We start from the raw sequence: 23,210 nt of genomic DNA, 5'->3' as shown, positions 1-23,210 counted from the left end.
TGGATGATTTAGCTATTGCTATTGAACTGATCGAGGATGTCCTGCTCTATCAGCATCGGCGTTTGCTGGGCAAAATCATAAAAATCCGGTTTGCTTTCAATATAAATCTGACTCACCAACCGTTTACGATCGTCTGGGAATATCCCCGCAGACAATTCATAGGTTTGCGTTTCCAGCAGCATATAATGCAGATAATAGAGATGGGTGCCGCAGATTCGGCAGAACGTACGCTCGGCCCATTCTGACGAGCGGTAATGGGTGACGTTCTCTTCACCGCGCAATGTCACATCGTGTTTGCACTCAACCGCCAACAGTGGTCCGCCGCCCCACTGGCGACACATGTTGTAATGGCACACGCTGACGTCATGCACACACGCTTCCGGTACTTCGACGGTGACTACGCCGCATAAGCACTGGCCTTTGGTCATTTTCATCACGCCCTCCTGCCGCAAACGGTAATCGATTTTTATCAACGCTGTTGCCATAAAAAAAGGGCATACCGACAGTTGCCCCTTTTCTGTGAATGTGGTTATTTCACCACGCGTAACGATGGTCGCCCACCGCGCGGCGCCGGTGGATCATTAGGCGGGTTAGTCTACGTCACGTTGTCTTGTTGCTCGTTATCCACAACCGACATCACCACACCCGGCGTCAATGCCTCACCCTGCGCATCCGTAAGGTTATCCAGCTCATAGGCGGTCTCAGGCTCAAACATGGTGCCAGCGCCGTTTTCACGGGCGTAAATAGCCAGCACGGCGGCCATCGGGACATAAACCTGACGCGGTACACCACCAAAGCGGGCGTTAAAACGCACGCTGTCATCAGCCAGCTCCAGACCACCTACCGCACGCTGTGCGATATTCAGTACTATCTGCCCATCACGGGCGAATTCCATTGGCACCATTACGCCCGGCAGCGATACATCAACCACCAGATGCGGAGTTAATTGATTATCCAGCAGCCAATTATAAAAAGCCCGCAACAGATACGGACGGCGCGGAGACAGTTGAGACAACGCCATACAGGTTTAACCTCGGGTGTGCAAACGGATTTCGCGCTCGGCTTCGGTCAAGGATGCCAGGAAAGCATCACGCTCGAAGACGCGCGTCATATAACCTTTCAGCTCTTTCGCCCCTGCGCCCGTCAATTCGATGCCCAGCAGCGGCAAACGCCACAGCAGTGGTGCCAGATAGCAATCGACCAGGCTGAACTCTTCGCTCATGAAATAAGGCGCTTCATTGAACACAGGTGCAACGGCCAGCAACTCTTCACGCAGTTGTTTACGCGCCGCATCCGCTTCTTGTGCATTCCCCTGCATGATTTTTTTCAATAGAGAATACCAATCGGATTCAATGCGGTGCATCATCAGGCGGCTGGTACCGCGCGCCACCGGGTAAACCGGCATCAACGGAGGATGAGGGAAACGCTCATCCAGGTACTCCATGATGATACGAGATTCATACAGCGTCAGTTCACGATCGACCAACGTCGGCACGGAGGCATAGGGATTGAGGTCAATAAGATCCTGTGGCAGGTTATCCATATCCACCAGCTCAATCTCGACACTCACGCCCTTTTCCGCCAAGACAATGCGAACCTGATGGCTAAAAATGTCGGACTGACCAGAAAACAGCGTCATCACCGAACGTTTGTTGGCAGCGACAGCCATGAAAACCTCCAAGTTTATCGAGAAATACGACTAATAACTAAACGGCGCTATCCTGCATAGCCCGGAATCACTGTACGTGATTGTCCACAAGAAAAACGTCTGGCGGCATCAACATTCGGGAAAATTGCCGACTGGCATACAGGCACAAAATCGGTAAATAGTTTACCAGATTTTGTGCGTTCTGTGGTGAAAGAAGCGCAATTTTATTACTAACCCTCAGAAAAGCAGGATTATTTTTTTATCTGAAGAGATGAAATGCGGGCAGAATTAACCCGATGAGACGAATGCAAGACAAAAAAACCGATGCAAGCACCGGGTTTTTTGCGTTGATTTGCAGCGATAAACGTCAGAAATTAACGTTTGGAGTACTGAGGACGGCGACGTGCTTTACGCAGACCGACTTTCTTACGTTCAACTTCACGTGCGTCACGGGTAACGAAGCCCGCTTTACGCAGTTCAGAACGCAAAGACTCATCGTACTCCATCAGCGCACGGGTGATACCATGACGAATGGCACCCGCTTGACCGGAAATACCACCACCTTTAACGGTGATGTACAGATCCAGTTTGCCAACCATGTCGACCAGTTCCAGCGGTTGACGAACTACCATGCGGGCAGTTTCGCGACCGAAGTACTGTTCCAGGCTGCGCTGGTTGATAACGATATTGCCGTTGCCCGGTTTGATGAACACGCGAGCGGCGGAGCTTTTGCGGCGACCAGTGCCGTAGTATTGATTTTCAGCCATTGCCTATAATCCCGATTAAATGTCCAGAACTTGTGGTTGCTGTGCCGCGTGGTTGTGCTCGTTACCTGCGTAAACTTTCAGTTTACGGTACATAGCACGACCCAGCGGGCCCTTCGGCAGCATGCCTTTAACCGCGATTTCAATCACACGCTCAGGACGGCGGGCAATCATCTCTTCAAAGGTCGCTTGCTTGATACCACCGATGTGGCCGGTGTGGTGATAGTAAATCTTGTCGTTACGCTTGTTGCCGGTTACAGCAACTTTGTCAGCGTTCAGAACGATGATGTAATCACCGGTATCGACGTGCGGGGTGTATTCCGCTTTATGCTTACCGCGCAGACGGCGAGCCAGTTCAGTAGCCAGGCGGCCCAGAGTTTTACCGGTCGCGTCAACAACATACCAGTCGCGTTTGACGGTTTCTGGTTTAGCTGTAAAAGTTTTCATTAAAAGCTTACCCAATTTAAGTTACACGTTGGTGAACACCCAAACGCTTCAATAAATTCAGAAATAAAGTGTTGAGGTTCACACGGCATCTAGTCCAGCAAACCTACCCCTTCGAATAGCCATGCCGTCGCGATTAACGTTTCGGGAAAAAAACGTTGTTGTAACGTGGGGGGGGGGGGTCGCAAGATTATAGAGAAGTCGATAGCAAAGATCGACCTCTTTTCCACCAAAGCGCGATAAATTCCCTGGTGTCCGCTCAGGCAAGGTGCGGTTGGCTCAAATATTCTTCACTTTGCATCTCTTGCAACCGCGACAGGCAGCGCTGGTATTCGAATTTCAGGTTCTCGCCTTGATACAGCGCGAACATAGAGGTTTGTGCCGCGATCACCAGTTTGATCCCGCCGCTCATAAAACTCATCCACCAACGCCAGAAAGCGGCGCGCCGCATTCTCCTCTTTGCTCCCCATCACCGTCACATTGTGCAGCAGTACCGTATGGTAAAGGCGCGATAGCGCAATATAGTCATTCTGGCTGCGCGCATCGAGACACAGCGTGGCAAAATCGATGGCCAGTACCCCATCGCCCGCACTGAGCGTCAGCATCGGTCGATGGTTGATCTCCAGCACTGGCACCGGCGCAGAGAATGCCCAGCCAGACAAGCGCGAGAACATCTGACACATCTCAGCATCGGTTTCCGGCGACAGTGGCGTCAGATAGAGATGTGCCTGCGTTAGCGTGCGCAGGCGATAATCGATACCGGCATCCACATTGCGCACCTCGCACTACTGCTTGATAAGGTCGATAGCTGGCAAAAAACGACTGCGTTGCAGACCGTTGCGATAGAGGTTATCCGGAGGAATGTTGGATGTGGCCACCAATGTGACGCCACCGGAGAACAACGCACGTAACAGTTCCGCCAGCAGTATGGCATCGGTGATATCCGTAACGAAAAACTCATCAAAACAGAGTACATCAGCCTGCGCCTTGAACCCATCGGCCACCTGTTCCAGCGGGTTCGGTTGCCCCTGTAGCTGGTTCAGTTCTTGGTGCACGCGCAGCATAAAACGATGGAAATGCAGCCGCAGCTTGCGCTCTGTGGGTAGACTCTGGAAAAACAGATCCATCAGCCAGGTTTTGCCGCGCCCAACCCCACCCCACATATAAAGCCCCTGCACCGGGGCCACCGGCGGTTTATCCGCCAGCCCCAGCCAGTGCCGCTAGCGGGTAAAACGGCCATCGGATGCTGGAGTCGTCTGCGATGCTTCACGCGCTTGCAAGGCCTGATAAATACCATGCAGCGCAGTTACCGTTTGCAGTTGTACCTCATCAGGCTGATACTCGCCCGCCGCTACTGCCTGCTGATAGTGCGCCAGTGGCCCAGCAAGCAGCAGCGTTGTCGGTTGTATCATCGGGTTCTCCCTTCATCCGTCATTTTCCGAAAAAAAGTTAGTCGTATTTTATCGCCCGTTAACGGCAATTCGCTCCGCGATCGTCGCATTTTTCCATGATATCACCTGAAATAGATCCCAATTACCTTACAGCGTCGCGTTTCGGGACTCCACTCGGGCGGCGTTAGCGGTTATAGTGGCTATTATGAAGTGAAAAAACCCTACGGGACAACGACGTCGAAAGAGGTGTCTTTATGACTTGGGAGTATGCGCTAATAGGATTAGTTGTCGGCATCATCATCGGTGCTGTCGCCATGCGCTTTGGCAACTCTAAACTGCGGCAACAACAAGCGCTGCAAAGCGAGTTGGAAAAGAGCAAAGCCGAACTGGAGACCTACCGTCAGGAGTTGGTGGGCCATTTTGCCCACAGTGCCGAATTGTTGGACAACATGGCAAAAGATTACCGTCAGTTGTACCAGCATATGGCAAAAAGCTCTAGCAACCTGCTGCCAAATTTGCCGATGCAGGATAACCCGTTTCGCTACCGCTTAACCGAGGCGGAAGCAGACAACGATCAAGCACCGGTGGGCATGCCGCCGCGCGATTATTCAGACGGCGCGTCCGGACTGCTTCGCGGTGAGCGCCCGCTGCGCAAATAAGCATTTTGCGCCCTACTGCGTGAAGGACAAGATCCTTCACGCAGCCTACATCCCCACTATCCCTTCCCTACACAATTTGACGATAGTTACATTCCCTTGACGAAAGAGCAGTGAACTTTACACGTTATTCGCTGGTCGACTCTTCACCAGCCGTTTAAGTTTATATATCATCATTTTATTCATAATCGACATTCTGTCGATGGTTAGCTGGTTGTGAGAGATAACGTCAAATGAAAAAATCATTATTATTCAGCGCACTGGCAGTAAGCATGAGCCTGGCATTGTCATCGCTTCCTGCCGCACAAGCCGCCCTGCCCGCCGTGGTGGAAGGTCAACAGTTATCCAGTCTGGCACCGATGTTGGAAAAGGTACTGCCTGCGGTGGTCAGCGTTCATGTGGAAGGCACGCAAACGCAGCGCCAACGTGTACCGGAAGAGTTTAAATTTTTCTTTGGCCCGAATGCCCACTCAGGCAAGCAGAACAACCGCCCGTTTGAAGGCCTCGGTTCAGGCGTGATTATCGATGCGGCCAAGGGGTATGTACTCACCAATAACCATGTCATCAACAACGCTGATAAAATTCTCGTGCAGTTGAATGACGGTCGGAAATATGACGCCAAACTGCTGGGTCGCGATGAGCAAAGCGACATCGCCCTGCTGCAACTGAACGATGCCAAGAATCTGCAAGAAGTTAAAATGGCGGATTCTGACCAACTGCGCGTCGGGGATTTCGCCGTCGCCGTGGGTAACCCGTTCGGTCTGGGCCAAACGGCCACCTCGGGCATTATCTCCGCGCTGGGTCGCAGCTGCCTGAATCTGGAAGGGTTAGAAAACTTTATCCAGACCGATGCCTCTATTAACCGTGGTAACTCCGGCGGTGCACTGGTTAACCTCAACGGTGAGCTGATTGGGATCAACACCGCGATCCTGGCACCGGGCGGCGGTAACATCGGTATCGGGTTTGCCATTCCCAGCAACATGGCGCAAAACCTGGCGCAGCAACTTATCGAGTTCGGTGAAGTGAAACGCGGCCTGTTAGGCATCAAAGGCAGCGAAATGACCGCCGACATGGCGAAAGCCTTCAAAGTGGAAGTGCAACGTGGTGCCTTCGTCAGCGAGGTATTGCCAAAATCCGCGGCCGCCAAAGCGGGCATCAAGGCCGGTGATGTGCTGACATCACTGGACAGCAAACCTATCAACAGCTTTGCTGAACTGCGTGCCAAAATTGGCACCACCGCACCCGGTAAAACGGTGAAAATTGGCCTGCTGCGTGAAGGAAAACCGCTGGAACTCTCCGTGGTTCTCGATAATAACACCTCTGCCGCCACCAGCGCCGAGAGCCTGTCTCCGGCCTTGCAGGGCGCATCACTTGCCAATGGTCAGGCGAAGGATGGCAGCAAAGGGGTACAAATCGAAGACGTCACCAAAGACACACCGGCAGCACAGGTGGGCTTGCAGAAAGGCGATATCATTATCGGCGTTAACCGTGAGCGGGTAGAAAACATCACCCAACTGCGCAAAATTCTGGAAAGCAAACCCAGCGTGCTAGCGCTGAACGTGGTGCGTGGCGAAGAAACAATTTACCTGCTGCTACGCTAATACAATATATTGTATCAATACTATAAAATCGGACACGGTACATGCCGTGTCCGGTAAACTCATGTTATCCTCCGCTTACCTATCCACTTCCCTGTACGTTTTATGCTCGCAAAACTCTTTCGCTCCGCCATTATTGGCGCGATCGTGGCGGGAATTCTGCTCGCGATCATGCCGTTGCTACGGTCAAATACCGCACTGTTTTTCCGCTCACACAGTATCCAGAGTGAGGATGTGCCGCTTAGCTACAATCAGGACGTTCGCCGCGCAGCGCCTGCGGTGGTTAACGTCTATAGCCGAGAATCAAGCAGCGAGAACAACGGAGAACTGAATATTCGTCTGCTCGGATCTGGTGTGATCATGAGTGAAAAGGGCTACGTGCTGACCAATAATCACGTGATAAACAATATCGCGCAGCTGGTTATCTCGTTACAGGATGGCCGAGTCTATGAGGCCTGCGTGATTGGCACCGACAAGCTGACCGATCTGGCGGTGGTGAAAGTGGAAGCCGCCAACCTACCGGTTATCACCATCAACGAAAAACGCACGGCGCACATCGGTGATGTGGTGCTGGCTATCGGCAACCCTTACAACCTGGGGCAAACCGTTACCCAGGGCATTATCAGCGCCACCGGCCGCGTGGGATTGAGTTTGATGGACGGTTCTGGTTCCGGCTTTGGAGGGCGTCAGAATTTCTTGCAAACCGATGCCTCCATCAACCACGGTAACTCTGGCGGTGCGTTGGTCAACACGCTGGGTGAACTGGTCGGCATCAATACACTGACCTTTGATAAAGGCAGCGGCGGAGAAACGCCGGAGGGCATTGGCTTCGCCATTCCGGTGGCGCTGGCAACCAAGGTGATGGGAAAACTGATTCGTGATGGCCGCGTGATTCGCGGCTATATCGGCATTAACGGCGCGCAGGCGGAAGGGTTGTCGCCCAATAGCACGCTGGACGGCAATAAACGGTTGCAAGGCGTGATCGTGATGAATGTCGAACCCAGTGGACCAGCGGATAAAGGCGGCATGAAAAAAGGTGACGTGTTGCTAACCATGAACGGCAAACCTGCTGTCTCAGTGATCGAAACCATGGATCAGGTGACTGAGATTCGCCCCGGTACCGCCGTTCTAGTAACCATTCGCCGTGGCGACCAGGAGATGACGCTGTCGGTGACGATTCAGGAGTTTCCTGAGAGCTAACGTTACCAGTATGAGCAGCACCGTCGCTGCTCATACTGAAAAAGAATTAGTCGTCGTTGCCGCTCACACGTTCGATGTTCGCACCCAGCCCACGCAGTTTGTCTTCAATGCGTTCGTAGCCGCGATCGATGTGATAGATACGATCAACAAGGGTTGTACCTTCCGCGATACACCCCGCCAGCACCAGACTGGCTGATGCACGCAGATCGGTCGCCATCACCTGAGCGCCAGAAAGCGTATCAACGCCGTGGCAGATCACGGTGTTACTCTCAATCTCTGCCTGCGCGCCCATACGAATCAGTTCCGGTACGTGCATAAAGCGGTTTTCGAAGATGGTTTCGGTGATAACACCGGTGCCTTCTGCCACCAGATTCAGCAGGCTGAACTGCGCTTGCATATCGGTCGGGAAGCCGGGATGCGGAGAGGTACGCACGGTAACCGCTTTCGGGCGTTTGCCATGCATATCCAGGCTGATCCAGTCTTCACCCACTTCGATATCTGCGCCTGCATCACGCAATTTTGCCAGCACGGCATCCAGCGTATCCGGACGCGTGTTGCGGCACACAATGCTGCCACGAGAGACCGCAACCGCCACCAGAAACGTACCGGTTTCGATACGGTCCGGCAGCACGCGGTAAACGCCGCCACCCAGACGCTCGACGCCTTCGATAACGATCTTGTCACTGCCGGCGCCAGTGATTTTGGCACCCATTGCGTTCAGGAAGCCCGCCGTATCAACAATTTCCGGCTCACGCGCGGCGTTTTCGATAATGGTGGTGCCTTCAGCCAACGTCGCCGCCGTCATGATGGTGACGGTTGCACCGACGCTGACTTTATCCATGACGATATGCGCGCCCTGTAAACGCCCGTCAACCGTGGCTTTGACATAGCCTTCTTCCAGCACGATCTTGGCACCCAACTGCTCCAATCCGGTAATGTGCAGATCGACAGGACGTGCGCCAATCGCGCAGCCGCCAGGCAGTGAAACCTGTCCCTGACCGAAACGCGCGACCAGCGGCCCCAACGCCCAGATAGAAGCGCGCATGGTTTTCACCAGATCGTAAGGAGCGCAAAATACGTTAACGTCGCGGGCATCCACATGCACCGAACCGTTGCGCGTCACGTGAGCACCTAACTGGCTAAGCAGCTTCATCGTGGTATCGATATCACGCAGCTTGGGAACATTTTGGATTTCTACTGGCGCTTCCGCCAACAGGGCCGCGAACAGGATGGGCAGGGCGGCATTTTTCGCCCCGGAGATAGTGACTTCACCAGTGAGCCGGGTAGGACCCTGCACACGAAATTTGTCCATAGTTAAAGGTTCTCAGCTTGCTAAAAGTATTCCAGGGCGCACTGCTCTCGCTTAAAAGCCGTTCAGCTTGCGATCGCGCTGCCATTCTTCCGGTGTATAGGCCTTGATGGAAAGCGCATGAATGCGGTTATCCGCAATGTACTCCATCAAGGGCGCGTATACGGTCTGCTGCTGTTTGACACGACGCATACCAGCAAAAATATCCCCCACGGCAACGACCTGAAAGTGGCTGCAATCGCCCGTTACGTGGACTTCTTGCAGTGCGAGTGCCTTCATCAGCACCTCTTCGATCTCGTTATTTTCCATCGCTCTCAATTCTGTGTTCAGGGGGAGGATTATCAGCCGTGTATCTTAGATGAATACACCGCTTTCTTAAACAAAGAAATCCCTCTTGGCGTAAGCTAAGAGGGCTGTTTTCATCTATTATACGCGGGAAAGGTAAAGAAAAAAATCAAACGACAGGAATAATATCGTTGAGGTTATACAGCGCAATCAACGTTTTTACCCGTTCACCGGCACCAGAAATCACGAAGGATGGCGTTGAACGGATCTGCTGTTGATAGAGATGCACCAACAGCGCCAACCCGGCAGAATCCACTCGCTCCAGCGCAGCGATATTCAGCGCCTGCTTGCTCTTCAATAAAGTCTCGCGCTGCTGCCAAAACGGCAGCAGGGAATCGCGATCCAAATCACCGGACAGCGCCAGCGTCGAGCCTTGCGACGTCCAGCGCAGTTCCTCAGCCATTCTTCTGCTCCAGCGTAATCGGCTGACGCGCAGAGGCTTCCAACTGCTTGGTTAACCCATCAACACCCTGTTGACGCAAAATAGCTGCCCATTCGTTTTGCTTGGTGGTGATCATGCTCACCCCTTCAGCAATCATGTCGTAAGCCTGCCAGTTACCGGTCTGGCTGTTTTTACGCCATTGAAAGTCCAAACGCACCGGTGGGCGTCCACCGTTATCGATAATGGTCACACGGATAGGAATGATATCAGCGCTGCCCAGCGGTTGTTCCGGCGCAATCTGGTAGTTCTGCCCATGATACAGCGCCAGCGCCTGACTGTAGGCCTGCGCTAAATAGGCTTCGAACGCCTTGAAATAGGCATCACGCTGCGCCGGCGTCGCTTCTTTGTAGTAGCGGCCCAGCACCAGCGCCCCTGCATAGCGAATCTGCACATACGGCAGCAGCTCTTCTTGCACGATTTGACGCAAGTAGTTCGGATCCTGCTTGATGCGTGGTTGTTCCGTTTTCAGACGCGTAAAGGTCTTCTCCGCCGCATCGTTCATCAAACGATAAGGGTTGGTTTGATCCGCCGCGCTGGCGAGAGGTGCCACGACCAGCAGTGCCACCATCAGTAAACGTTTTAACATGCAGATGTCCTCTTGATTATTGTGCTGAGCCCGGCGCAGGAGCAGATGGCGCTGGCGTCAATGCCGGTTCGTTTTGCGGCACAGATTCCGTTTTTCCCGTATTGTCGGCGATATCTCCCCCGCTCTTATAGAGGAATTGTCCGATTAAGTCTTCCAGCACCATGGCAGATTTAGTGTCCTGAATCACACCGCCATCGGCGAGGATCTTGGTGCCCATTTCTTCATCTTCGAAGCCGATATTCAGCGCCAGATACTGTTCACCCAACAGCCCGGAGGTGCGGATCGCCAGAGAACTGGTGTCAGGAATATGGTCGTACCGGCGTTGGATATCCATGGCAACGCGCGGCAAATAGGTTTTGGTATCCAACGAAATATCAGCAATGCGACCAATCACTACGCCGCCGACTTTTATCGGAGAACGCACTTTCAGGCCGCCGATATTGTCAAACGTGGCGTACAACCGGTAGGTCTGTTCGCTGCCGATAGACTTCACATCGGCGACTTTCAAACAGAGAAAAATAATGGCGCCCAGGGCAATCAACAGGAATACGCCAACCCAGATTTCACTTCGCTTTGTTTGCATCGACTCAGTTCCCAAACATCAGTGCTGTCAGCACAAAATCCAATCCCAATACCGCCAATGACGAATGCACTACCGTGCGCGTCGTCGCCCGGCTGATCCCCTCAGAGGTTGGGATCGCATCATAGCCATTGAACAACGCGATCCAGGTCACGGTAATCGCAAATACCACACTTTTGATCACACAGTTCAGCAGATCCTTGCGCCACTCGACGGCGCCCTGCATCGCTGACCAAAAGAAGCCATCATCGATGCCCTTCCAGCTCACCCCAACCAACGCGCCGCCCCAGATGCCGACCGCCACGAAGATGATCGTCAGCATCGGCATGCTGATAAGTCCCGCCCAGAAACGGGGGGCCACCACGCGCCGCAGCGGGTCTACCGCCATCATCTCCATACTGGAGAGCTGTTCGGTGGCTTTCATCAGGCCGATTTCCGCCGTCAGGGCCGAGCCAGCGCGGCCAGCAAACAACAGCGCGGTGACCACCGGCCCCAGTTCGCGCAGCAAAGAGAGCGCCACCATCATGCCCAGACTGGCCTCAGCGCTGTAGGTGGTCAGCACGAGATACCCTTGCAGCCCCAACACCATACCGATAAAGAGGCCAGACACCAGGATGATCAACAGTGACTGAACCCCAACGCTGTGCAGTTGCTTGAGCAACAGCGGGCCTTGCTTGCGCAGTTCGGGACGGCCCACCAGCGCATTAAACAACATGAGCCCGGCACTACCAAAGGCAGCACAAGACCGGATTCCCTGACGTCCCAACGACGCCAATGCTTCTCGTAGCATGAATTGATTAACTCCCGGAGCCTAACAGGCTGATTTTGTAGTCACCAGCAGGAAAGCGAAATGGCACGGGACCATCGGCAATGCCGTCAATAAATTGCCGTACCCGAGGATCGGTATTCGCACGCAGCGCCTCCACCAAGCCGTGCGCAACGATATGCTGATCCGCCACGATATAGGCATAATCCGCGATGCTCAGCACTTCCGGCACGTCATGGGAGACCACAACGCAGGTGATACCCAGCGCATGGTTCAGTTCATCGATAAGCTTAACCAACACGCCCATGGTGATCGGATCCTGACCGACAAAGGGTTCGTCGAACATGATCATTTGCGGATCGAGCGCGATGGCTCGGGCCAGTGCGGCACGGCGAGCCATCCCTCCAGAGAGCTCTGAAGGCATCAGATTAGCCGCACCGCATAACCCGACCGCTTCCAGTTTCATCAACACCGTGCTGCGTAACAGCGCTTCGGGCAGTTGGGTGTGTTCCCGCAGCGGCCAGGCCACGTTCTCAAACACCGTAAGATCGGTGAACAACGCGCCAGACTGGAACAACATGCTCATCTTCTTACGCGCGTCATACAATCGGGAACGGGAGAGCGTTGGAATATTCTCTCCGTCAAACCAGATCTCGCCGCTGTCCGGCTGAAGCTGGCCGCCAATCAGGCGCAGCAATGTGGTTTTACCGATACCGGAGGGCCCCATGATAGCGGTGACTTTCCCTTTGGGTACGGTTAATGAAACATCGGTGAAAATGGGCCGCTCGCCACGCGAGAAATTGAGCCCACGAATTTCAACCAGATGAGTAGCATCTTGGTTCACGCGATCTTTTCCTTCACTCACTCCCCTTGACGATCGTCGCTGTTATACGTCCATGACGTGCAACAACCGTTGCATTTCCTATCAAGCTTAACGGCAGGTTTCAGGCAAAGCCCGAGTTTTACAAAATATTACCGACAATTCTTACCGAAAAGGGCGGGCTCTGGCTGCCATAGGTTTTACTTTTTCTGCCCAGACAGTCAAAATTACCCCTCTACGATGCAACGCAATTTTTGCTCGACATTCGTCCGTGCACCTCTTCATTGCCTTATGAGCCGGTGATTATACCCGAATAAAGGACGCTGCATGCTTTTTGCGATAGTTCTGCTGGTTATTGGCCTGTTTCTCTTGGTTTATGGTGCTGACCGTTTGGTTTATGGCGCAGCCGTTCTTGCCCGTGTGTGGGGCGTTTCTCCTTTGATTATCGGCGTGATGATTGTTGGCATCGGCACTTCACTGCCTGAGTTGGCGGTGTCGGTGACAGCGGGTCTGAACCAGCAAATGGACATGGCGGTCGGTAACGTATTGGGTTCGAATATCGCCAATATCATGCTAATCCTCGGCAGTGCTGCCCTGATTCGCCCCTTGACCTTTCGCTCCGATCTACTGCGACGTGAACTGCTCCCCATGCTGTTGATCACGCTGTTCAGCGGCGGTGTGCTTTACAATGGCTATCTCAGTCGGCTTGATGGCGTCATGCTACTCGCGGCGGCAGGTGCCTGGATCATGCTAATGCTGCGCATGGCGCGTCAGGCGCAACAGAACGGTAATGACAGCCTGACACGCGAACAATTGGCGGAATTGCCGCAGGCACAGGCTGACGGTAACCAGACGGTTGCCGTCCTCTGGTTGCTGCTGGTATTGATTATTCTGCCGATGGCGGCGCGTATCGTGATTGACAATGCAACGGTGATTGCACGTCATTTCGCCTTTAATGAATTGACTATAGGGCTGACGGTGCTGGCGATTGGCACCAGCCAGCCGGAACTGGCTACCGCCATCGTCGGCACGCTGAAAAAAGAGGATGATATCGCGCTGGGTAACCTGATTGGGTCGAATGTCTTCAATCTGGTTATCGTGCTTGGTGTTCCGGCGCTGCTGTCACCCGGTGCGGTAAACCCACTGGCATTTCAACGCGATTACGGCGTGATGCTGGGAGCGAGCCTGCTACTGACGCTGCTCTTTCTGCGCAAAAAGCGCTCTATCGGACAAAGTGCTGGCGCGCTGTTACTGTGTATGTTTATTGCTTACCTTGCGACGCTGTTTTTGCTGTATTAGCGGCGCACGACTCGTTTTCTTGGAAAACTCAAATAGTCAGGATTAACCGTTATGTCCAACGTTGAACAACAGCCCGATTTCGATTTCCAACAGGCAGGCCGCCACGTGCTCGCCATCGAACGCGACGGGTTGGCCCATCTGGACCAGTATATCGATGACAACTTCACCCGCGCTTGTCGCACCATGTTCCATTGCCAGGGCAAAGTGGTGGTAATGGGAATGGGGAAATCCGGACACATCGGGTGCAAGATGGCGGCGACCTTCGCCAGCACCGGCACCCCCTCGTTTTTTGTCCATCCCAGCGAGGCCAGCCACGGTGACCTCGGCATGATCACCGCACAAGATATCGTGATCGCCATATCCAACTCGGGTGAGTCCAATGAAATTCTGGCGTTGATCCCGGTGCTCAAACGTTTGGGCGTATTTCTGATTTGCATCACCAGCACCCCGGAAAGCACCATGGGTAAAGCTGCCGATATTCATCTCTGTGTCCATGTGCCACAGGAAGCCTGTCCGTTGGGGCTCGCTCCCACTTCCAGCACCACGGCCACGCTGGTGATGGGCGATGCGCTTGCCGTTGCCTTGTTACAGGCGCGGGGTTTCACCGCCGAAGATTTTGCCCTTTCTCACCCCGGCGGCGCACTGGGCCGCAAACTTTTGCTGCGCGTTGCGGATATCATGCATACCGGCGACAAGATCCCCCACGTTACCCGAGAAGCCTCATTACGTGATGCGCTGGTGGAGATCACCCGCAAGAGTTTTGGTATGACCGTGATTTGCACTCCGGACATGGTGATCGAAGGCATCTTCACCGACGGTGACCTGCGCCGCATCTTCGATATGCAGATCAACCTCAATGATGCGCGTATCGCCGATCTGATGACCGCAGGCGGCATTCGGGTCACCCCTAATACGTTGGCGGTGGATGCCCTGAATCTGATGCAGTCGCGCCATATTACGTCGCTGCTGGTGGCACAATCCGATCGACTGGTCGGTATCGTCCATATGCATGATATGCTGCGCGCTGGCGTGGTGTAACAGTCAACGGGATCGTCTTTCTGGCGCTCCCTAAAGAAAGAAAGGTGACATCAAGGATATGTGTTTATGAATAACCCCCAAGCGCAAACCGCCACCTGCTACGGCCCCGTCGCGGATCGGGTATTGGAAAAGGCACAAGCCATCAAATTGCTGATTTGTGATGTTGACGGCGTGCTCTCCGACAGCCTTATCTACATGGGCAATCAAGGGGAAGAACTGAAGGTGTTTAACGTACGCGATGGTTATGGTATTCGCTGTCTGCTAACGTCCGGCATTGAAGTCGCCATCATTACCGGGCGCTCTGCGCCGCTGGTGGAAGACCGCTGCCGCACGCTGGGTATCACCCATCTTTATCAGGGACAGTCAGATAAGGTTTTGGCCTTCCGTGAACTGTTAGATACACTGTCGCTTAACGCCGATCAGGTTGCCTATATTGGTGACGATTTGATTGACTGGCCGGTGATGGCACAGATAGGCCTTAGCGTCGCCGTGGCAGATGCACACCCTCTGCTGCTGCCCAAGGCGGACTACGTGACCAGAATTGCCGGTGGGCGCGGTGCGGTACGCGAACTGTGCGACCTTATCCTTCTGGCACAGGGTAAGTTGGACGACGCCAAAGGGCTATCAATATGAAGGTATCGTCACGGCAAGGGGGCTATCGCCGCCCGCTTGTCGGGGTACAAGTTTGTTACGACATGAGTTTGCGATGACCATGAGTACGTTTTTATTATGAATAAGACGAAGCGTTGGCTAACCGCGCTATTGGCGCTCATTGTGTTGATTCTGATTGACTGGAACCTGACGGATCAGGACAGCGCGCCACAAACGGAAACCCAGGACAATGCGGTGCCGACCTACACCAGCGATGAAACCACCACGCGCGTGTTTAACCCGCAGGGTGGCCTGAACTATCGACTCGTGGCACAAAGAGTGGAGTATTTTAACGCGGAACAGCTCACCTGGTTTACCGCGCCTGTCGCTACGCTGTTTAACGAACAGGGTATCGCCACCTGGTCGGTACAAGCTGACCGCGCCAAGCTGACCAAAGATAAAATGTTGTTCTTATACGGGCATGTGGAAGTCAACAGTCTGACCAATGACTCACAATTACGGCAGATAAAAATCGATAATGCGCAAGTTAACCTGGTGACACAGGACATCGCCTCCGATGATGAGGTGACACTGTACGGAGCCAGTTTCCTCTCGAATGGGATGAAAATGCGCGGTAATTTGCGTAACAAAACTGCCGAATTGATTGAAAAGGTAAAAACCTCTTATGAAATTCAACACCAATAATGCCTGGCGTCATGCGGCCATTGCCAGCGCCCTGTTAGCAGCAAGCCTGCCTGACCTTGCTGTGACAGGAGACACAAGTCAGCCGATTCACATTGATTCCGCGCAGCAGTCATTGGACATGCAGGGCAATACCGTCACTTTTACCGGCAATGTTACGGTCAAACAAGGCACCATTGATGTGAAGGCCGATAAAGTCGTGGTCACGCGCCCACAGGGATCGCAGGGCCAGGAAGTGATTGAAGCCTTTGGTAATCCGGTCACCTTCTACCAGATGCAAGACAATGGCAAGCCGGTGAAAGGCCGCGCACAGAAAGTGCGCTATGAACTGGCGCAGGATAAGATCACGCTGACGGGTAACGCGTATCTGGAACAACTGGATAGCAACGTGAAAGGCGATCGCATCACCTATCTGGTGAAACAGCAACAGATGGAGGCAGTGGGTGATAAAGGCGGGCGCGTAACCACCGTGCTGGTGCCCTCGCAGCTACAGGAAAAGAACGGCAAGGCCGCCGCACCGTCGTCTCAAAAAGCCAAGCAGCAACCACAGGCAACTGAATAACCTATGGCAACACTAATCGCAGAAAACCTGGCGAAGGCCTACAAGGGCCGTCGCGTGGTCGAAAACGTAAGTTTAACGGTCAACTCCGGTGAAATTGTCGGGTTGCTCGGGCCGAATGGTGCGGGAAAAACCACGACATTCTATATGGTTGTCGGCATTGTCCAGCGCGATTCCGGGCGGATCGTGATTGATGATGAAGAGATAAGCTTGCTGCCTTTGCACGAACGCGCGCGCCGCGGCATCGGCTATTTGCCGCAGGAAGCCTCGATATTTCGCCGTTTGAGCGTCTATGACAACCTGATGGCCGTCTTGCAGATTCGCAAAGACCTGACGCCGGAGCAGCAGGACGATCGCGCCAATGAGTTAATGGAAGAATTCCATATTATTCATTTACGCGATAGTCTGGGACAATCCTTGTCCGGCGGCGAACGTCGTCGCGTAGAGATCGCTCGTGCACTGGCGGCCAATCCCAAATTTATTTTGCTGGATGAACCCTTTGCCGGTGTCGATCCAATCTCGGTGCTCGACATAAAAAAAATCATTGAGCACCTGCGCGACAGCGGCCTGGGCGTGCTGATTACCGATCACAACGTGCGTGAAACGTTGGATGTGTGCGAACGCGCCTATATCGTCAGTCAGGGGCAGCTTATTTCCCACGGTTCACCCAGCGAAATCCTGGAGGATGAGCAGGTGAAACGCGTCTATCTGGGCGAAGGCTTCCGACTTTGATACTGTAACGTTTGCAATGGGCGTTCCATTTAAGGGAAAGTGACACGAGTTATGAAGCAAGGTTTGCAACTCAGGCTAAGTCAACAACTGGCCATGACGCCACAACTTCAGCAGGCGATCCGTCTGCTGAAGTTGTCTACGCTTGAACTCCAGCAAGAGATCCAACAAGCGCTGGAAAGCAACCCGTTGCTTGAACAAACCGATAGCCACGATGAAATCGATGCTCAGGAAACGAGCGACAGCGAATCACTGGATACGCGCGACGCCCTTGAGCAAAAAGATATGCCGGAAGAGCTGCCGCTGGACGCCACTTGGGATGAAATCTACTCCGCAGGCACGCCCTCGGGCACTGGCACCGATTACCGCGACGAAGAGCTACCTGTCTATCAGGGTGAAACTACGCAAACCTTGCAGGATTATCTGATGTGGCAGGTGGAGTTGACGCCGTTTTCCGACACCGATGCAGCTATTGCTACGTCGATTGTCGATGCGGTGGACACCACTGGCTACCTGAACGTTCCGCTGGAAGACATTCTCGAGAGCATCGGCGACGATGACGTGACGATTGAGGAAGTGGAGGCGGTGTTAAAACGTGTGCAACGTTTTGACCCGGTCGGCGTGGCAGCGCGTGATTTGCGCGATTGCCTGCAAATCCAGCTGTCTCAGTTTGCCTCCGAAACCCCGTGGCTGGCAGAAGCCAAGCTTATCGTCAATGAATACCTCGATTTGCTGGCCAACCATGATTTTCGCACGCTGATCCGCGACAGCCGCATTAAAGAGGATGCGCTGAAAGAGGCGCTGGCACTGATTCAGTCACTCGACCCGCGTCCGGGCCAATCGATCAATACCGGCGAGTCGGAGTATGTGATCCCCGACGTGCTGGTGCGCAAACATCAAGACCGCTGGGTGGTGGAACTCAACACCGACAGCGTGCCGCGCCTGCAAGTCAACCAGCAGTATGCCGCGCTCGGCCACAGCGCGCGTAACGACAGTGACAGCCAGTTTATCCGCAGCCATCTGCAAGAGGCGCGCTGGCTGATAAAAAGTCTGGAGAGCCGCAACGATACGCTGCTTAAAGTCACGCGCTGCATTGTGGAACAACAGCAGGATTTCTTTGAGAAAGGTGAAGAATTTATGAAACCCATGGTGCTGGCGGATATCGCTCAGGCTGTGGATATGCATGAATCCACCATCTCACGCGTCACAACACAGAAATTTCTTCACAGCCCACGTGGCATTTTCGAACTAAAATATTTCTTCTCCAGCCATGTAAATACCAACAGCGGCGGTGAGGCATCATCCACTGCTATTCGGGCGCTGGTGAAAAAATTGATCGCGGCGGAAAACCCCGGCAAGCCCTTGAGCGACAGCAAGCTGACAACGCTGCTCTCCGATCAGGGGATCATTGTCGCGCGGCGTACCGTCGCAAAGTACCGAGAGTCTTTATGCATCCCGCCGTCAAACCAGCGTAAGCAGTTGGTTTGATTTCTACAGAGAAGGAAGACGCTATGCAGCTGAATATCACCGGACACCACATCGAGATCACACCCGCATTACGCGAGTTCGTTAACACAAAATTTGCCAAGCTGGAGCAATACTTTGATCGCATCAACCAGATCAACGTGGTGCTCAAGGTGGAGAAAGTGGAGCAAATTGCCGATGCTACTCTGTTCGTTAATGGCGGTGAGCTGCATGCCACATCCGAATCTGAAGACATGTATGCCGCCATCGATCTGTTGATCGACAAACTGGCGCGTCAGTTAAATAAACACAAGGACAAACTCAAACAGCACTGATCGTCATCTCCGCCTCCGGGCTTAGGGAATACGCCTCTGGCACAATGTCAGAGGCGTGAAGAGATGAGCGGGCCGTTAAGTGAACACACCATGAATAACGATCCCATTTTGCAACTCAGCGCAGTATTACGCCAAGAGTGCACCCGCAGCACCGTTCATTGCCAAAGCAAGAAACGGGCGTTGGAAATCATCAGCGAATTGGCAGCCAGGCAGCTAAACCTTCCGATCCCGCTGATCTTCGAGGCATTGCTGACGCGCGAGAGAATGGGCAGTACCGGTATTGGCGGCGGTATCGCAATCCCACACGGAAAACTCGATGATGATAACACCTTGGGTGCCACCGGTGTCTTTATCCAGCTTGAACAGCCAATATCTTTTGATGCTATTGATAATCAAGGCGTAGACTTGCTTTTTGCCTTGCTGGTTCCCGCAGAACAATGTAAAACCCATCTACATACGCTGTCGCTTGTCGCCAAACGTCTGGCTGACAAAAGTGTGTGTCGGCGTTTACGGGCAGCACAAAGTGACGAAGAGCTTTACCAAATTATGATTGAAGGGGATTAATCCCCGGTAGAAAGCGCGCGACATTCAGACATTCGCGCTACGATGTGCGTCATGCAGATGAATCACTCGGTCAGGGTGTAACAAAAGAAGGCTATAGCCGGAGGGGAGTCGTCGGATGGTGCTGATGATTGTCAGTGGTCGCTCAGGTTCAGGAAAATCTGTGGCCCTGCGCGCCCTGGAAGATATGGGCTTTTATTGCGTGGACAACCTGCCCGTGGTGTTGCTGCCGGAACTGGCAAACACGCTGGCACAGGGCGATATCTCGGCAGCGGTCAGTATTGACGTGCGCAACATGCCAGAATCGCCGGAAATCTTCGAGCACGCCATGGATCAGTTGCCGCCCAGTTTTGCGCCGCAACTGCTATTTCTGGATGCCGATCGCAATACGCTAATTCGCCGTTACAGCGATACGCGCCGTTTGCACCCCCTTTCCAGCAAAAATCTTTCGCTGGAAAGCGCCATCGATGAAGAAAACGACCTGCTGGAACCGTTGCGTTCTCGTGCCGATCTGATCATCGATACGTCTGAAATGTCAGTGCATGAACTGGCGGAAATGCTGCGTACTCGGCTCTTGGGCAAACGCGAGCGTGAACTGACCATGGTGTTCGAATCCTTTGGTTACAAGCACGGCATTCCCATCGATGCGGATTACGTGTTTGATGTACGCTTCCTGCCTAACCCCCACTGGGACCCGAAATTGCGTCCGATGACCGGGCTGGACAAGCCAGTTGCCGCGTTCCTCGACCGCCATACGGAAGTGCACAATTTTATTTACCAGACGCGCAGCTATCTGGAACTGTGGCTGCCAATGTTGGAAACCAACAACCGCAGCTACCTGACGGTAGCCATTGGCTGTACCGGCGGCAAACACCGTTCCGTCTATGTGGCTGAACAACTGGCAGACTATTTTCGCTCGCGCGGCAAAAACGTACAGTCCCGCCACCGCACGCTGGAAAAACGTAAATAATGACCGTCAAACACACCGTCATCGTCAAGAATAAGCTAGGCATGCACGCTCGCCCGGCGATGAAGCTGTTTGAACTGGTGCAAAGCTTTGATGCCGAAGTGATGCTGCGTAATGAAAGCGGCGTTGAGGCGAAAGCCAGCAGCGTGATCGCCATGATCATGCTGGATTCTGCCCAAGGTAAACACATTGAAGTGGAAGCCAACGGCACAGATGAGGCCGCCGCACTGGCTGCGGTGATTGAGTTATTCGAAGCCGGGTTTGATGAAGAATAAGACGCGACAATAATCCCAAAAATCGACAATGCCATAGGTAATAACGCTACCTTATGGTATAATTTCGTTACAAGTTATCTCTCATTTTTATCAACCCCCCCGCGTCGCTGGCGCGGGGGGTTGCTTTATAAATGCGGTAGACTTTTTCTCTTGATATTGTTTTTTCATATATGCAGCACGTGCTTATATCCCTATGAACCTTGATCTTATTGCCATGACGTAACGTTGTTTGTTACCGCTATGCGTTTTATCAAGGGTTATGTTTTACCAACCTATTGGAGAGGAGTATGACGAAACCTAACCTGACTATTAGCGAACTGGATGCGGAACGCCTGGATCGGCTGTTGGAACAACCTGCGTTTGCAGGCACACCGATTGCACAAGCGTTGAATGAGGAGCTGGATCGTGCCGAGATCTTGCCTTCAGAGGACATCCCGTCAGATGTCGTCACCATGAACAGTCGGGTACGCTTTCGCGATTTAAACACTAACGAAGAGCACATCCGAACACTGGTTTATCCTGCCGCCATGCAGGACAGCAAGGAACAACTTTCTGTGATGGCGCCGCTCGGCGCAGCCCTGCTGGGTCTGCGCGTTGGGAATACCATTAACTGGCAGTTGCATAACGGTACGGAAACTCGCGTGGAAGTGCTGAAATTGCTCTACCAGCCTGAGGCCGCTGGCGAATATCATCGCTAAGCACGCGCCCACTGCCCTGATTTCAGGGCAGTCATGTTGCCTGGTTATATCCCGGCGATCTTCATGCTAGGCAGCAGCGCCGAACCGCACTGGATATTGCTGCGGGTTTCAATATCATCTCACAACGTCACCATATCGCGCAGCATGGTTTTCAGGTTACCGGCGATAGTGATTTCACTCACCGGATACTGAATCTCGCCATTTTCTACCCAGAAGCCTGACGCCTCGCGCGAGTAATCGCCCGTTAGCGCACTCACGCCCTGCCCCATCAGTTCGGTCACCAGTAGGCCTTTATCCATCTGCTTGAGCATCTGTTGGAAATTAAGCCCCCTGCCCCGCAATACGCCAGTTGTGAATGCCGCCGGCATGGCCAGTGCTCTTCATGCCGAGTTTACGCGCCGCATAGCTGGTCAACAGCCAGGTTTGCAGCACGCCGTCTTTAACGATGTCACGCTGCGCGGTACGTACCCCTTCACTGTCGAACGGGGTAGACGCCAGCCCTGCAGCTCTTCAATGGTGAGCCAGTCCGGCAGGATCTGCTGGCCCAGTTTATCGAGCAGGAAAGTCGGTTTACGGTACACGTTGCCACCGCTGATCGCCCCCACCAAGTGGCCGAACAAACCGGTAGCCACTTCGGCGGCAAACATCACCGGCGCTTCCATGGTCGGCAACTTGCGCGGTGCTAAACGTGAGAGCGTGCGGCGCGCGCACTCTTCGCCGACCCATTCCGGACTTTGCAGATCGTCCAGCGCACGCCCTACGGTGTAAGCGTAATCGCGCTCCATATCGCCGTTCACTTCGGCAATCACACAGCTCGACATAGAGTGGCGACTCGACAAATAGCTTTGCAGCATACCGTGGCTGTAGCCAAACACTTTGATACCGTAGTGGCTGTTGAAGCTGCCCCCTTCGGTATTGGTAATGCGCGTATCGGTTTTCAGCGCCGCCTGCTCGGCGCGCGCAGCCAGTTCAATGCCCTTTTCCGCATCCAAGGAAGCAGGATGAAACAGGTCGAGATCGGGCGCGTCAAATGCCAGCAGTTCTTGTTCTGCCGGGCCAGAAAAAGGATCGGGCGAAGTATAACGGGCAATATCCAGCGCAGCCTGCTGCGGTGCGGGCGATGGCCTCCGAGCTCAAGTCGGTCGATGACGCACTACCTTTACGCTGCTGGTGGTATACGGTCATTCCCAACGCGCCATCGCTGTTGAATTCCACATTTTCAACCTCGCCGTAGCGCGTGCTGACGCTGATCCCTGTGGTTTTGGAAATGGCCACCTCTTCCGCATCTGAAGCGGCACGCGCCAGCTCCAATGCCTGTGCGACTGCCTGCTCTAATGCTTTACGCTGTTCTGCAACCTGAGTGATTATTGTCATCGTTCTGCCATACTGAGTTAAAAGCCGTTCAGAAGCCGGGAAATGGCGTCTGCCTTGCCCCTCTTCTGC

The 23,210-nt window shown here is 53.6% G+C and carries 26 protein-coding genes and 3 pseudogenes; 15 read left to right on the top strand and 14 right to left on the bottom strand.

The window, feature by feature from the left end; genetic code table 11:
• Positions 1–8: 8 nt before the first annotated feature.
• The 6 genes and pseudogenes from CS369_RS20320 to zapE form a co-directional block, all read right to left on the bottom strand.
• A complete protein-coding gene (locus CS369_RS20320) occupies positions 9–434 on the bottom strand; it encodes a GFA family protein (RefSeq protein WP_244665133.1) in 426 nt (141 codons plus the stop codon).
• A 95-nt stretch (positions 435–529) separates the two neighbouring features.
• Positions 530–1,021 (bottom strand): annotated as a pseudogene (gene sspB, locus CS369_RS20315) (ClpXP protease specificity-enhancing factor).
• Between the two features lie 6 nt (positions 1,022–1,027).
• Positions 1,028–1,669: a stringent starvation protein SspA gene (gene sspA / locus CS369_RS20310; RefSeq protein WP_196908475.1), complete on the bottom strand. Its 642-nt coding sequence runs from the start codon at positions 1,667–1,669 to the stop codon at positions 1,028–1,030.
• A gap of 353 nt (positions 1,670–2,022) precedes the next feature.
• Positions 2,023–2,415: a 30S ribosomal protein S9 gene (gene rpsI / locus CS369_RS20305; protein ID WP_195314295.1), complete on the bottom strand. Its 393-nt coding sequence runs from the start codon at positions 2,413–2,415 to the stop codon at positions 2,023–2,025.
• Between the two features lie 15 nt (positions 2,416–2,430).
• Entirely contained in the window at positions 2,431–2,859 is a 429-nt protein-coding gene (rplM, locus tag CS369_RS20300; protein ID WP_196908474.1) for a 50S ribosomal protein L13, read from the bottom strand.
• Between the two features lie 256 nt (positions 2,860–3,115).
• A pseudogene (zapE, locus tag CS369_RS20295) lies at positions 3,116–4,268 on the bottom strand (cell division protein ZapE).
• A 233-nt stretch (positions 4,269–4,501) separates the two neighbouring features.
• Here zapE and zapG point away from each other — a divergent pair.
• The 3 genes from zapG (at position 4,502) to degS (ending at position 7,701) form a co-directional block, all read left to right on the top strand.
• Complete coding sequence (gene zapG, locus CS369_RS20290; RefSeq protein WP_196908473.1) at positions 4,502–4,906, top strand: Z-ring associated protein ZapG; 405 nt, start codon at positions 4,502–4,504, stop codon at positions 4,904–4,906.
• A 230-nt stretch (positions 4,907–5,136) separates the two neighbouring features.
• The gene (degQ, locus tag CS369_RS20285) at positions 5,137–6,504 is read left to right on the top strand and encodes a serine endoprotease DegQ (protein ID WP_196908472.1); all 1,368 of its coding nucleotides are present in this window, start codon (positions 5,137–5,139) and stop codon (positions 6,502–6,504) included.
• A gap of 102 nt (positions 6,505–6,606) precedes the next feature.
• Positions 6,607–7,701 carry an outer membrane-stress sensor serine endopeptidase DegS gene (gene degS, locus CS369_RS20280; RefSeq protein ID WP_196908471.1) on the top strand — a complete coding sequence of 365 codons (1,095 nt, stop codon included), beginning with the start codon at positions 6,607–6,609 and terminating at the stop codon, positions 7,699–7,701.
• Positions 7,702–7,747: 46 nt separating this feature from the next.
• Here the strand turns inward: degS and murA are convergent, their stop codons facing one another.
• From murA to mlaF, 7 genes are all read right to left on the bottom strand, one after another.
• Positions 7,748–9,013 (bottom strand): UDP-N-acetylglucosamine 1-carboxyvinyltransferase, encoded by a 1,266-nt coding sequence (gene murA, locus CS369_RS20275; protein ID WP_196908470.1) that lies wholly within the window; start codon positions 9,011–9,013, stop codon positions 7,748–7,750.
• A 51-nt stretch (positions 9,014–9,064) separates the two neighbouring features.
• Positions 9,065–9,319 carry a BolA family iron metabolism protein IbaG gene (ibaG, locus tag CS369_RS20270; protein WP_196908469.1) on the bottom strand — a complete coding sequence of 85 codons (255 nt, stop codon included), beginning with the start codon at positions 9,317–9,319 and terminating at the stop codon, positions 9,065–9,067.
• Between the two features lie 145 nt (positions 9,320–9,464).
• Positions 9,465–9,758, bottom strand: a complete 294-nt coding sequence (gene mlaB / locus CS369_RS20265) for a lipid asymmetry maintenance protein MlaB (RefSeq protein ID WP_196908468.1) — start codon at positions 9,756–9,758, stop codon at positions 9,465–9,467.
• Positions 9,751–10,383 (bottom strand): phospholipid-binding protein MlaC, encoded by a 633-nt coding sequence (gene mlaC, locus CS369_RS20260; protein WP_196908467.1) that lies wholly within the window; start codon positions 10,381–10,383, stop codon positions 9,751–9,753. Before mlaC ends, mlaB begins: the two co-directional genes overlap by 8 nt.
• A 16-nt stretch (positions 10,384–10,399) precedes the next feature.
• Positions 10,400–10,966, bottom strand: a complete 567-nt coding sequence (gene mlaD / locus CS369_RS20255; protein WP_196908466.1) for an outer membrane lipid asymmetry maintenance protein MlaD — start codon at positions 10,964–10,966, stop codon at positions 10,400–10,402.
• A gap of 4 nt (positions 10,967–10,970) precedes the next feature.
• Positions 10,971–11,753 carry a lipid asymmetry maintenance ABC transporter permease subunit MlaE gene (gene mlaE / locus CS369_RS20250; RefSeq protein ID WP_196908465.1) on the bottom strand — a complete coding sequence of 261 codons (783 nt, stop codon included), beginning with the start codon at positions 11,751–11,753 and terminating at the stop codon, positions 10,971–10,973.
• Positions 11,754–11,760: 7 nt separating this feature from the next.
• A complete protein-coding gene (gene mlaF / locus CS369_RS20245; protein ID WP_196908464.1) occupies positions 11,761–12,573 on the bottom strand; it encodes a phospholipid ABC transporter ATP-binding protein MlaF in 813 nt (270 codons plus the stop codon).
• Positions 12,574–12,876: 303 nt separating this feature from the next.
• Between mlaF and CS369_RS20240 the strand changes: the two genes are divergently transcribed.
• From CS369_RS20240 to rnk, 12 genes are all read left to right on the top strand, one after another.
• The gene (locus tag CS369_RS20240; protein ID WP_196908463.1) at positions 12,877–13,848 is read left to right on the top strand and encodes a calcium/sodium antiporter; all 972 of its coding nucleotides are present in this window, start codon (positions 12,877–12,879) and stop codon (positions 13,846–13,848) included.
• Between the two features lie 51 nt (positions 13,849–13,899).
• Entirely contained in the window at positions 13,900–14,886 is a 987-nt protein-coding gene (gene kdsD, locus CS369_RS20235; protein WP_196908462.1) for an arabinose-5-phosphate isomerase KdsD, read from the top strand.
• 66 nt (positions 14,887–14,952) lie between these two features.
• The gene (kdsC, locus tag CS369_RS20230) at positions 14,953–15,519 is read left to right on the top strand and encodes a 3-deoxy-manno-octulosonate-8-phosphatase KdsC (protein ID WP_196908461.1); all 567 of its coding nucleotides are present in this window, start codon (positions 14,953–14,955) and stop codon (positions 15,517–15,519) included.
• A 96-nt stretch (positions 15,520–15,615) separates the two neighbouring features.
• The gene (gene lptC / locus CS369_RS20225; RefSeq protein ID WP_196908460.1) at positions 15,616–16,182 is read left to right on the top strand and encodes an LPS export ABC transporter periplasmic protein LptC; all 567 of its coding nucleotides are present in this window, start codon (positions 15,616–15,618) and stop codon (positions 16,180–16,182) included.
• Positions 16,163–16,741 carry a lipopolysaccharide ABC transporter substrate-binding protein LptA gene (gene lptA / locus CS369_RS20220; RefSeq protein ID WP_196908459.1) on the top strand — a complete coding sequence of 193 codons (579 nt, stop codon included), beginning with the start codon at positions 16,163–16,165 and terminating at the stop codon, positions 16,739–16,741. Before lptC ends, lptA begins: the two co-directional genes overlap by 20 nt.
• A 3-nt stretch (positions 16,742–16,744) precedes the next feature.
• On the top strand, positions 16,745–17,470 hold the full coding sequence (lptB, locus tag CS369_RS20215; RefSeq protein WP_196908458.1) for an LPS export ABC transporter ATP-binding protein: 726 nt from the start codon (positions 16,745–16,747) through the stop codon (positions 17,468–17,470).
• A 51-nt stretch (positions 17,471–17,521) separates the two neighbouring features.
• Entirely contained in the window at positions 17,522–18,955 is a 1,434-nt protein-coding gene (gene rpoN / locus CS369_RS20210; protein ID WP_196908457.1) for an RNA polymerase factor sigma-54, read from the top strand.
• A gap of 23 nt (positions 18,956–18,978) precedes the next feature.
• The gene (gene hpf, locus CS369_RS20205; protein ID WP_195314275.1) at positions 18,979–19,266 is read left to right on the top strand and encodes a ribosome hibernation promoting factor; all 288 of its coding nucleotides are present in this window, start codon (positions 18,979–18,981) and stop codon (positions 19,264–19,266) included.
• Between the two features lie 90 nt (positions 19,267–19,356).
• Entirely contained in the window at positions 19,357–19,830 is a 474-nt protein-coding gene (gene ptsN / locus CS369_RS20200) for a PTS IIA-like nitrogen regulatory protein PtsN (RefSeq protein WP_196908544.1), read from the top strand.
• Between the two features lie 115 nt (positions 19,831–19,945).
• The gene (gene rapZ, locus CS369_RS20195; protein ID WP_196908456.1) at positions 19,946–20,797 is read left to right on the top strand and encodes an RNase adapter RapZ; all 852 of its coding nucleotides are present in this window, start codon (positions 19,946–19,948) and stop codon (positions 20,795–20,797) included.
• Positions 20,797–21,069, top strand: coding sequence for a PTS phosphocarrier protein NPr (npr, locus tag CS369_RS20190; protein ID WP_196908455.1), 273 nt, complete (start codon positions 20,797–20,799; stop codon positions 21,067–21,069). Before rapZ ends, npr begins: the two co-directional genes overlap by 1 nt.
• Before the next feature lie 287 nt (positions 21,070–21,356).
• Positions 21,357–21,767 carry a nucleoside diphosphate kinase regulator gene (gene rnk / locus CS369_RS20185; RefSeq protein ID WP_196908454.1) on the top strand — a complete coding sequence of 137 codons (411 nt, stop codon included), beginning with the start codon at positions 21,357–21,359 and terminating at the stop codon, positions 21,765–21,767.
• Between the two features lie 44 nt (positions 21,768–21,811).
• On the opposite strand, the pseudogene pmbA reads toward rnk, so the two are convergent.
• Positions 21,812–23,141, bottom strand: a pseudogene (gene pmbA, locus CS369_RS20180) (metalloprotease PmbA).
• Between the last annotated feature and the right edge of the window lie 69 nt (positions 23,142–23,210).

The sequence above is a fragment of the Candidatus Symbiopectobacterium sp. 'North America' genome, assembly GCF_015762685.1.
Classification (GTDB): domain Bacteria; phylum Pseudomonadota; class Gammaproteobacteria; order Enterobacterales; family Enterobacteriaceae; genus Symbiopectobacterium.
Note: the sequence above shows the minus strand (reverse complement) of the source record. Positions and strands in the feature narration are given on the sequence as shown.